Source organism: Flexibacter flexilis DSM 6793, from assembly GCF_900112255.1.
GTDB classification, from domain to species: domain Bacteria; phylum Bacteroidota; class Bacteroidia; order Cytophagales; family Flexibacteraceae; genus Flexibacter; species Flexibacter flexilis.
In genome coordinates this window covers 119,976-131,007 of sequence record NZ_FOLE01000002.1, presented here as the reverse complement: position 1 = coordinate 131,007, position 11,032 = coordinate 119,976, and the positions used below count along the sequence as shown (strand labels likewise).

Annotated in this window: 6 protein-coding genes; 4 read left to right on the top strand and 2 right to left on the bottom strand. The window is 44.2% G+C overall.

All coding sequences use genetic code 11. From position 1 onward, the window contains the following. Positions 1-1,036, bottom strand: a 1,036-nt coding sequence (locus BM090_RS18305) for a hypothetical protein (RefSeq protein WP_177199839.1), incomplete at its 3' end; no start/stop codon positions are given. 608 nt (positions 1,037-1,644) lie between these two features. Here BM090_RS18305 and BM090_RS04485 point away from each other — a divergent pair. From BM090_RS04485 to BM090_RS04475, 3 genes are all read left to right on the top strand, one after another. Next, positions 1,645-4,170, top strand: a complete 2,526-nt coding sequence (locus BM090_RS04485; protein WP_091508199.1) for an ATP-dependent Clp protease ATP-binding subunit — start codon at positions 1,645-1,647, stop codon at positions 4,168-4,170. A gap of 193 nt (positions 4,171-4,363) precedes the next feature. Further along, positions 4,364-5,692, top strand: a complete 1,329-nt coding sequence (gene ffh, locus BM090_RS04480) for a signal recognition particle protein (RefSeq protein ID WP_091508195.1) — start codon at positions 4,364-4,366, stop codon at positions 5,690-5,692. A 233-nt stretch (positions 5,693-5,925) separates the two neighbouring features. After that, the gene (locus BM090_RS04475; protein WP_091508191.1) at positions 5,926-7,431 is read left to right on the top strand and encodes a Do family serine endopeptidase; all 1,506 of its coding nucleotides are present in this window, start codon (positions 5,926-5,928) and stop codon (positions 7,429-7,431) included. A gap of 86 nt (positions 7,432-7,517) precedes the next feature. Here the strand turns inward: BM090_RS04475 and obgE are convergent, their stop codons facing one another. Then, positions 7,518-8,522, bottom strand: a complete 1,005-nt coding sequence (obgE, locus tag BM090_RS04470; RefSeq protein ID WP_091508187.1) for a GTPase ObgE — start codon at positions 8,520-8,522, stop codon at positions 7,518-7,520. Positions 8,523-8,851: 329 nt separating this feature from the next. Here obgE and BM090_RS04465 point away from each other — a divergent pair, with 329 nt between their 5' ends. After that, the gene (locus tag BM090_RS04465; protein ID WP_091508185.1) at positions 8,852-11,032 is read left to right on the top strand and encodes a S9 family peptidase; all 2,181 of its coding nucleotides are present in this window, start codon (positions 8,852-8,854) and stop codon (positions 11,030-11,032) included.

Here is an 11,032-nt window from a genome sequence, read left to right as displayed (position 1 = left end):
CTAAATACAAACCAGAATATTGTGTAGTTCCGTTCGATGGGGAAGTAAGGGATAGTGTATTGGTGGTCGTAAAATACCAAACACTGCTCCATTCTGTAGTATCTACGGTATTACGTGCACGTACTCTCCAGTAGTATTTTTGCCCAAATAACAAATTTTTTTGTAGAGTATAAGTGTCAGGGTTGTCGCTGAATGTGTTTGTGTAAAGGTTTTCTCCTGTTCTGAGCAATGGCGAGTTAAAACTGGCTGACGTGTCCAACTGCCATTGATAAGCCGTTACATAATAACTTGAATACCAATCCAAATACAAACCAGAATATTGTGTAGTTCCGTTAGACGGGGAAGTAAGGTTAAGGGCATTGGTTACTTTGAAAAAGCGAGTTTCTACCCAAGCAGTAGTATCTACGGTATTGCGGGCACGAACTCTCCAATAATAAGTTTTTCCAAAGAATAAGTTATTTGTCCATACTTGCGTATCTGTATTGGTGCTGGAAGTACCAACGTAATTGGTTGAGCCTTGTCGCTTCGCATTTGAACTAAAGTTGGGTAAAGTATCCAGTTCCCAGTCATAGGCCGAAACGTAATGGTGTGCATCCCAGTCCAAATATACAGCAGAATACTGTGTTGTGTTGCTGGCGGGAGAAGTAGTCGTTACATAATTGCGTGTAGAAAAAAGCCGCATTTGGCTCCAAGCGGAGGTATCTGCTGTAACGTAGGCTCGTACACGCCAATAGTATATTTTCCCGAAGTACAAATTGGTTAGTAATTGTTCGGTGTCAGTGTTAGAACTTGATGTGTTGATGTAGAGTTTCGTTACTTTGCGCTGTACAGCCGACGAAAAATCGGGAAGTGTGTCCCATTGTACTTGGTAGCCATGCACGCTGCTTACTGCGTTCCAGTCGAGCGTCAGGCCAGCCCATTGAGTAGTGTTATTGCTTGGGCTCACTAAGGTTGGTGTCGTGGTTGCCGCATGGCTTTTGTTCCACAAGCCCAATACCAACAAAAGTAGTGGAAAGTAAAATTTGAGATGCCTCATAAATTTTTTGATGAAAAATTACGTTAAGGAGATAAGTGTGTATGTAGCGAATAGAATAGAAGAAGTATTTTGTGTTTTATTTCTTAGTTCAGAAAATAGATTGGTTTGTTGTTTGGGGGTTAAACCAAAAACAGTGCCAAAAAAAGAAAAAGAACGCAGACTTTTCTTGACAAAAGCTAAGATTATTACATTTTGTTTTTGCTATTTACTTAGAAAATATAGCTATAAAAATTGATATTTGATTTGTAAATCAAAATATTATAGCCGCGAATGGCGCATAAACCTGACAAATAGGCATGATAAACGTAAATGCACGGTATTTGTTAGCTGTATGTTTGGAGTTGTGCCAAAAGTTTGGGGCGATAACTTTTTTTCAAAAAAAACAGCAATTATTTTTTGATTAACTTCAAAATATTTTACATTAGCCCAAACATCAGGCTGGCGCAGCTACATTTTATTTAGATTTTTAATAAATTTTATAGAAAGGGTAAAGTCAAAGCAACGTTCTTCGTTTAGGATTCTTTTGTGAAGAGTCAGGTCATTTAAAAAGTGAAGCCTTCGGGCTAAATACAAAGTAGAAAACCATTAATATTCTGATAGAAACGACAATGGAAGCAAAATTTTCAAACCGCGTAAAAGAGGTAATTTCTCTGAGCAGAGAAGAAGCCTTACGACTCGGTCACGAATACATCGGCTCAGAACATTTATTGTTAGGTATGATTCGTGAAGGAGAAGGCATTGCCATTTCCCTACTTAAAAAATTGGGCGCAGACCTTGATGAGGTGCGAATGGCCATCGAACACGCCACCAAAGGCACGGCCACAGGCAATGTGAAAAATTTGGAGAGTATTCCCCTTACTCGTCAGTCCGAAAAAGTGCTGAAACTCACTTATTTGGAGGCGCGTAGCTATAAGAGCGAAATCATTGGCACAGAGCATTTGCTTTTGTCTATTCTGCGCGATGCCGACAGCGTAGCCAGCCAGATTTTAGCTCGTTTTGATATTAATTATGAAGGTGTGCGCGAAGTGTTAGGCCCCTTGCCCAACCGCCCAACCGCAGGCCACGATGCAGGCGACGACGATGACGATAGTTCTCGTACGTTCGGAGGCGGTAGCGGAAATAAAGACACAAGCAAAGCAGCAGGCGCAGAGAAATCTCGTACGCCAGTGCTCGACAACTTTGGCCGCGACCTTACCAAAGCCGCTGAAGAAGGCAAACTTGATCCAATTGTTGGCCGCGAAAAAGAAATTGAGCGTGTAGCCCAAATCCTTAGCCGCCGCAAAAAGAACAACCCAATTTTGATTGGTGAACCTGGTGTGGGTAAAACTGCCATCGCCGAAGGTTTGGCCTTGCGTATTATCCAAAAGAAAGTAAGCCGCGTGCTTTTTGGCAAACGCGTGATTACCTTAGATCTTGCGTCTTTGGTGGCTGGTACGAAATACAGAGGCCAGTTTGAAGAGCGCATGAAAGCCGTCATGAACGAGCTTGAAAAGTCGCCAGAAGTGATTTTGTTCATCGACGAAATCCATACGATTGTGGGTGCGGGTGGTGCTTCTGGTTCGCTGGACGCTTCCAATATGTTCAAACCTGCTTTAGCACGGGGCGACATCCAATGTATCGGGGCTACAACCCTCGACGAATACCGCCAATACATCGAAAAAGATGGCGCGTTGGCGCGTCGTTTCCAAATGGTAATGGTAGATGCCACAACGCCAGAGGAAACAGTACAAATTCTTGACAACATTAAAGAAAAATACGAAAGCCATCACCACGTAAACTATACGCCAGAAGCGATAGAGGCTTGTGTGAAACTTTCTGACCGCTATATTTCCGACCGTTTCTTGCCAGATAAGGCCATTGACGTACTCGACGAAGCGGGCGCACGCGTGCATATCAACAACATTCATGTTCCTGATGATATTGTGGAATTAGAAGCCCAAATCGAAGACGTGAAAAAAGAGAAAAACCGTGTCGTAAAAAGCCAAAAATACGAAGAAGCTGCCGCCTTGCGCGACAAGGAAAAACGCCTGAACGAAAGTTTGGAATCGGCTAAATCTCGTTGGGAAGAAGAAACGCGCTCAAAACGCTATACCGTAAACGAAGAAAACGTAGCGGAAGTAATTGGCATGATGACGGGTATCCCGACCAACCGTATTGCGCAAACCGAAGGCCAAAAACTATTGTCGATGGGCAAAGACCTAAAAGGCAAAGTAATCGGTCAGGACGAGGCGATTGCCAAACTCGTAAAAGCAATCCAACGCACGCGCGTAGGCTTGAAAGATCCCAAAAAACCAATTGGTTCGTTTGTGTTCTTAGGCCCAACGGGTGTTGGTAAAACGGAGTTGGCGAAAGTATTGGCGACGTATTTGTTTGATAAAGAAGATGCGTTGGTGCGTATCGACATGAGCGAATATATGGAAAAATTCTCCGTATCGCGCTTGGTGGGTGCGCCTCCCGGATACGTTGGTTACGAAGAAGGCGGACAACTTACGGAGAAAATTCGCCGCAAACCGTACAGCGTGGTGTTGCTCGACGAGATTGAGAAAGCACACCCAGACGTATTCAATATCTTGTTACAAGTGCTCGACGACGGTATTTTGACCGATGGTTTAGGTCGCCGCGTGGATTTCCGTAACACGATTATCATTATGACTTCAAACATTGGTATTCGTGAGCTGAAAGACTTTGGTACGGGTATTGGTTTCTCTACCAAAGCCAAAGCCGACAACGTGGATACGGAAATGAAGAATACAATTCAAAATGCTTTGCGTAAGGCTTTCTCTCCTGAGTTCCTCAACCGCTTAGACGATGTGATTATCTTCAATTCGTTGCAACGTGAACATATTCACCAAATCATTGACATTAGCTTGAGCAAATTGTTTGGCCGTATTACTTCAATGGGCTATAACATTGAGCTTACCGAAAAGGCAAAAGATTTTATTGCTGAAAAAGGCTATGACCAACAGTTTGGCGCACGTCCGCTCAACCGCGCGATTCAGAAATACCTCGAAGATCCAATCGCAGAGGAAATCCTGAAAGGCGAAGTACAAATGGGCGATACGCTTTTGGCAGACCATGCCGAAGGTGAAGAAGGCTTAACCGTTACGGTAAAAAAACCTGCTACCGAAGTATAATCGTTTGGCCGTAAGGGTTTGATATAAAACATAAAACGTCCTCTTGGCCTGCGCTGAGAGGACGTTTTGATTTATAAGCCAAAAAAACAGCCAGATAGGACAAACCCGACGGTTTTTTTATATTTTTGCATCTTGTTTCGGCACAGCCGTTTTCCTTTGTTATTATTGTTTCAAAAAATATATCTCGTACACAATGTTTGAGAATCTTAGCTCAAAGTTAGAACAAGCCTTTAAGACCCTCAAAGGACAAGGCCGCATTACGGACATCAACGTAGCGCAGACAGTAAAAGAAATCCGCAAAGCACTCATAGACGCTGACGTAAACTATAAAGTAGCTAAAACCGTAACGGATAGTATCCTGAAAGAAGCGATTGGCCGTGAGGTACTTATCGCCGTGAAACCTGGTGAATTGCTTACCAAAATCGTTTACGACCATCTTACTTCGTTGATGGGTGGCGAGAAAACTGACATTAGCCTCAAAGGTGACCCAGCCGTTGTGTTGATTGCGGGTTTGCAAGGGTCTGGTAAAACTACTTTTTCGGGTAAGTTGGCTAGCCACATCAAAAAACAAAACAAAAATGTGTTGTTGGTGGCTTGCGATATTTACCGTCCTGCGGCCATTGACCAGCTTAAAGTTTTGGGCGAGCAAGTGGGCGTAGAGGTTTATTCCGAACCTGAAAATAAAGATGCCGTAACGATTGCTAAAAATGCGATTGCTTACGCCAAAGCCAATAATAAAAAAGTGGTGATTGTGGATACGGCGGGTCGTTTGGCCGTAGATGAGCAAATGATGAAAGAAATTGCGGCGGTAAAACAAGCAATTCAGCCATCAGAAACCCTTTTTGTAGTGGACTCGATGACGGGTCAGGATGCCGTAAATACTGCCAAAACTTTCAATGAACGTCTTGATTTTGATGGGGTTGTACTTACCAAACTCGACGGTGATACACGCGGCGGTGCGGCTCTTTCTATCAAATCGGAAGTGAACAAACCGATTAAGTTTGTGGGTAATGGCGAAAAAATGGACGCGCTTGACGCTTTCTACCCAGACCGTATGGCGCAACGTATTTTGGGCATGGGCGACGTGCTTTCGCTCGTGGAACGTGCGCAAATGGTGTTTGATGAGGAAGAAGCTAAACGCATTAACCAAAAACTTCGTAAAAACCAGTTTGATTTCAATGACTTTTTGTCGCAGTTGGAGCAGGTGAAGAAAATGGGGGATATGAAAGACTTGGTTTCGATGATTCCAGGTGTTGGCAAAGCTTTGAAAGACGTGGACATTAACGAAGACGCTTTCAAACCGATTGTCGCCATGATTCAGTCCATGACGCCACAAGAACGCGCCAATCCAGACATGATTAATGGCAGCCGTCGTAAGCGTATCGCGGCGGGTAGCGGTGTTCAGATTCAGCAAGTAAACAACCTGATGAAACATTTTGAGGAGCTCCGCAAAATGATGAAAATGATGAACAATGTAAAAGAAGGCAAAATGAAAATGCCAAACATGAAAATGTTTAAATAGTTGATTTTCAGATAAAAATATAAAACGCCTGTTTGGGATAATATCTCCGAAACAGGCGTTTTTTGTTGGGGAATAAAAAGAAATTCAAAATGGCGTAATACTGTTTTTTGCCCAAATGCTTTTGCTAACTTTCTAAACTTTTATGTGTTTGCAAACGTTCAGACTATTAGCTTTGCACCAAAGCACCCATAACACATAATTATCTCAGAACTACCCCAAAACAATCGGACGACATGAGCTCTTTCAGATATTTTGCAAGTCTTTGCGCCGCCTCACTGCTGGGCGGAGGCGTAGCCATTTATGGCTATGCGCATTGGTTTGCCCCAACCACTACGGATTACGACTCTTTCGAGCAACAGCAAAAGAAATATTTTGCACACTACAACGCCTCAGACACGGCCAGCATTACCGTCCCGAATGGTATTAATTTTGTGCAAGCTGCTGAGCGTTCGCGCCCTTGTGTGGTGCATATTCGCACGGCTTATTCGGTGTCCAAAAGCTCCAATCCGCATACCATGAACTTGGAAGATTTGTTTGGCGGTGGCGGCAGCAACGGCGAGAATTTCCATAAGTTCGAGGATACGCCAGAGGAAGTAACGGGTTCGGGCGTAATTATTGCGGATAATGGCTATATCGCCACCAATTATCACGTAATCGAAAACGCTGACGAAATTACGGTAGTGCTCGAAGACAAGCGTAGTTTTAAGGCCAAAGTGATTGGTACAGACCCTTCTACGGATTTGGCTTTGCTCAAAATAGAGGCGCGTGCACTGCCGATTATGCGCTACGGCAACTCCGACCAACTGCATATTGGCGAATGGGTGTTGGCTGTCGGCAATCCTTTTGACCTTACCTCAACGGTTACAGCGGGCATTGTCAGTGCCAAAGGCCGCAATATCAATGTGTTGCGCAAAAGCGAGGCGATGGCCATCGAATCATTTATCCAAACAGATGCAGCCGTAAACCCAGGCAATAGTGGCGGGGCGTTGGTCAATCTAAAAGGCGAGTTGGTGGGAATAAATACCGCCATTGCTTCACGTACGGGCTATTATTCGGGTTATTCGTTTGCTGTACCTGTGGCGATGGTGCGCAAAGTAATGGACGATTTGCTCAAATACGGCGAAGTGCAACGCGCTTTGTTGGGTGTAACAATACTGGACATTAACGCCGAATTAGCCCAAGAAAAAGGCATTAAGGAAATAAAAGGCGTGTATGTTGCAGGCATTAGCGAACACAGTGCCGCTTCGGATGCGCACCTGAAAGAAGGTGATATTCTTTTGAAAATCAATGATATAGCTGTTAATTCTTCGTCGGAGTTGCAGGAGGTTGTGGCGCGTTATCGGCCCGGTGATAAAATAAATGTTACTTATGAGCGAGACGGCGAAACCAAAACGACTACCGTCATGCTTCGCAATCGCATGGGCGACACGCGTATCCAACGCCGCGAACAGTTAAGTTCTGTGGAAATAGAAAGTTTGGGCGCAACGTTCCAATCTGCTTCAGGCAACGAACGCACTTCGTTGGGTATTGCCAGCGGCGTGAAAGTTGTCAGTGTTACGGAAGGCGGCAAACTTTCCGAAGCAGGCATACAGGAAGGTTTTGTTATTACGCACATCGACAAAAAAGCCGTTGCCACGCCGCAGCAAGTTCAGCGCATTACCTCGGCGCAAAAAGGTGGCTTGTTGATTGAAGGCATGTACCCCGACGGCAAAAAAGCCTATTACGCGTTGGGTTGGTAAGTGGATTTTAAATTTCTATAAACAAAAAAGCGTAGGTTTCTATACTAAAGAAACCTACGCTTTTTTGTTTTATTATCTGATGCAAATTATTGAGCAACAGGCTCATGTAATGCTTTCCAAAGCATATCTTTCAGCGCGTCAATATTGTGCATGGTGGCCGCCGAAATAAAAATGTGTGGAACATTTTTAGGCAAACGCTTTTTAATGCTTTTTTCCATGTCTTTATCCATCAAATCAGATTTGGAAATAGCCAAAATACGCGTTTTGTCTAGCAATTCGGGGTTGTATTCTTCCAGTTCCGAAAGCAAAATTTGGTAGTCGTGTTGTACGTCTTCGCTGTCGGCAGGAATCAAAAATAACAAAATGGAGTTGCGCTCAATGTGGCGTAAAAATCTAATTCCCAGACCTTTGCCTTCAGATGCACCTTCGATAATACCCGGAATATCGGCAATCACAAACGATTGGAAATCGTGGTAGCCTACTACGCCCAAATTCGGGGTAATCGTCGTGAACGGATAGTCTGCAATGGCTGGTTTGGCCGCCGAAACCACCGAAAGCAATGTAGATTTTCCTGCGTTCGGGAAACCCACCAAGCCCACATCTGCCAACACTTTTAGTTCCAAAATCACCCATTCGTCTATGCCAGGTTCGCCAGGTTGGGCATGTTGGGGTGCTTGGTGCGTAGAAGTGGTAAAATGCAAGTTGCCCAAACCGCCGCGTCCGCCGCGAGTCAGAACAAACTCTTGTCCGTGTTCGGTTATTTCGACTCTTACTTCCTCTGTTTCAGCGTCTTTGGCCACTGTTCCGAGTGGCACTTCTATAATAACATCTTTGCCTTGTGCGCCTGTGCAATTGCTACTGCTACCGCCTTGCCCCGGTTCGGCAATAACGTGTTTGGTATATTTGAGGTGCAAAAGTGTCCAAAGTTGTGAGTTTCCGCGCAAGATAATGTGTCCGCCGCGTCCGCCGTCGCCACCGTCAGGGCCGCCTAATGGCGTATGTTTTGCACGTCTGAAATGGCGCGAACCCGCACCGCCTTTTCCAGAACGGCAGTTGATTTTTACGTAATCAATAAAGTTTGATGAAGCCAATGTTTTGCTTATTCAAGTAAATACTAAATATAAATCGTTGGTTTGCAGCCCAACGCGCCGCAAAGATAGCGAATTATGCGCAAAGGAAAGGGGATTAACGCATTAAATAAAAGATTGAAATGGTATAAAGCGCAGGTATTCAGCCTATAACAAAGCATTTAATATTGGAGAATGCTTTTCGGAGAATGTTAAATCAGTGGATTTTAATTGGGTCAATATTTAAGCTGAAAAGAGAATAAATACCGTTTGTCCTTTTTATTTTTCTTTAAAACGCAAAAATCGTGTTATTTGCTTTTGGTACTTTCTCTTAACTATCAAATTTTATAAGAATGTTCAAACAAAAAATCTACGCACTACTTTGTTTTAGTTTGTTGTGTGTGAGTGCTTTAGCGCAGCAGAAGAAACAAATTTCATTAGAAGATATTTGGGCAAGACGTACTTTTTCAGCCGAAAGCGTTTCGGGCGTGAATTGGCTCAAAACAGGTCGTTTTTATACTTCGCAAGAGGCTGAAGGCATCGTCAAATACGATATTGCCACAGGCAAAGCCCTCGAAACGCTTGTAAAAGCTGCCGACCTTGTTCCCGAAGGCCAAAGCAAACCCATTGATATAGACGAATATACGTTCAGTGCCGACGAAAATAAAGTGTTGATTAGTACGGCTTCTGAGCCGTTGTATCGCCGTTCGTCGAAAGAAGAAAATTATGTTTATGATTTGAAAACCAAAAAGTTACAAAAACTTTCGGCAGGCGGAAAGCAGTCTTACGCCACGTTTTCGCCCGATGGTAGCAAAGTCGCTTTCGTGCGCAGCAACAATGTTTTTTGGGTGGATTTGGCCACTGGCAAAGAGCAAGCCGTAACGACCAACGGCGAGTTTAACAACATCATCAACGGCGCGTGCGATTGGGTGTACGAAGAAGAATTTTCGTTTGCGAAGGCGTTTTTCTGGTCACCCGACAACCAAAAAATTGCGTTTTATTCTTTCAACGAAAGCCAAGTTCCACAGTACAATATGACCATGTGGGGCAAACTTTATCCAGAAGATTATCGCTACAAATACCCGAAAGCTGGCGAAGCTAATTCGGCGGTGCAAGTGGCTGTGTATCATTTATCCAACCAAAAAACGCAATGGGTAGAAGTGGGCGCAGAAAAAGACCAATACATTGCCCGCGTGCAGTGGACGAAAGATGCGAACACGCTTTCTTTGCAACGCCTCAACCGCCTGCAAAATCATTTGGAAATTTTGCATGCTGATGCCACTACGGGCAAAATTAAAGTAGTTTTGGACGAAAAAAGCGAAACGTACATCGACATTACCGACGATTTGACGTATTTGAAAGACGGAAAATATTTTATTTTTTCTACCGAAAAAAGCGGCTATAAGCATTTGTATTTGTACGACATGAACGGCAAACAACAAAACGCTATCACGGCAGGCAACTGGGAAGTTGATGAAATTGTGGCCATCAACGAAGCGGCCAAAACCGTTTATTTCACTTCTACGGAATCCTCTTCGCTGCAACGCCAATTGTACAGCGTTTCGTTTGCGGGAAAAAATAAAAAACAACTCACGCAAGCGGCAGGTACACACAAAATCAACATGAGCGCGGATTTTAGCTGCTTCTTGGATTATCACACTACGGCCAACACGCCCCTGAAAGTTTCGTTGTGCGAGGCAAACGGTAAGGTATTGCGCGTGCTGAAAGACAACCAAAAATTGCGCGAAACGTTGGCTTCGTACCAAATCAGTCCGCAAGAATTTTTTACTATCAAAACACCAGACGGTCAGGAACTTAACGCTTCCATGATTAAGCCTGCCAACTTCGATGCCTCGCGCAAATATCCAGTGTTTATGCACTTGTACGGTGGCCCTGGTTCGCAAACCGTCAAAGACGATTGGGGCGGAACAAATTTCCTTTGGCATCAGCTTTTAGCCCAAAAAGGCTATATTATCGTGATTGTAGACAACAGAGGCACAGGCGGAAAAGGCGAGAAATTCAAGAAAGCCACTTACGCGAATTTGGGCAAATACGAAACTCAAGATCAAATTGACGCAGCCAAACATTTGAGCACGTTGCCATTTGTGGACGGCTCACGCATCGGGATTTGGGGCTGGAGTTTTGGCGGTTATATGTCGTCGTTGTGCATTACGCAGGGCGCGGATTATTTCAAATTGGCTATCGCCGTTGCGCCTGTAACGAATTGGCGTTATTATGACAGCATTTATACCGAACGTTATTTGCGCACGCCACAAGAAAACGCCAAAGGTTACGACGAAAACTCGCCCGTAACGCACGCTTCGAAGCTCAAAGGCAAGTATTTACTCGTACACGGCACGGGCGACGACAACGTACATTTTCAGAATGCCGTAGCCATGCAAGACGCTTTGATTAAGGCAGGCAAACAGTTCGATAGTTTTTATTATCCAAACCGAAATCACGGCATTTATGGCGGCAACACGCGCCTTCATTTATACCAAATGATGACCGATTTTGTAACCCAAAATTTATAA

Bases quoted from the DNA above. Each gene is read 5' to 3' on its own strand.
- BM090_RS04465 (WP_091508185.1), top strand. From the start codon at position 8,852: ATGTTCAAACAAAAAATCTACGCACTACTTTGTTTTAGTTTGTTGTGT.
- ffh (WP_091508195.1), top strand. From the start codon at position 4,364: ATGTTTGAGAATCTTAGCTCAAAGTTAGAACAAGCCTTTAAGACCCTC.
- BM090_RS04475 (WP_091508191.1), top strand. From the start codon at position 5,926: ATGAGCTCTTTCAGATATTTTGCAAGTCTTTGCGCCGCCTCACTGCTG.
- BM090_RS04485 (WP_091508199.1), top strand. From the start codon at position 1,645: ATGGAAGCAAAATTTTCAAACCGCGTAAAAGAGGTAATTTCTCTGAGC.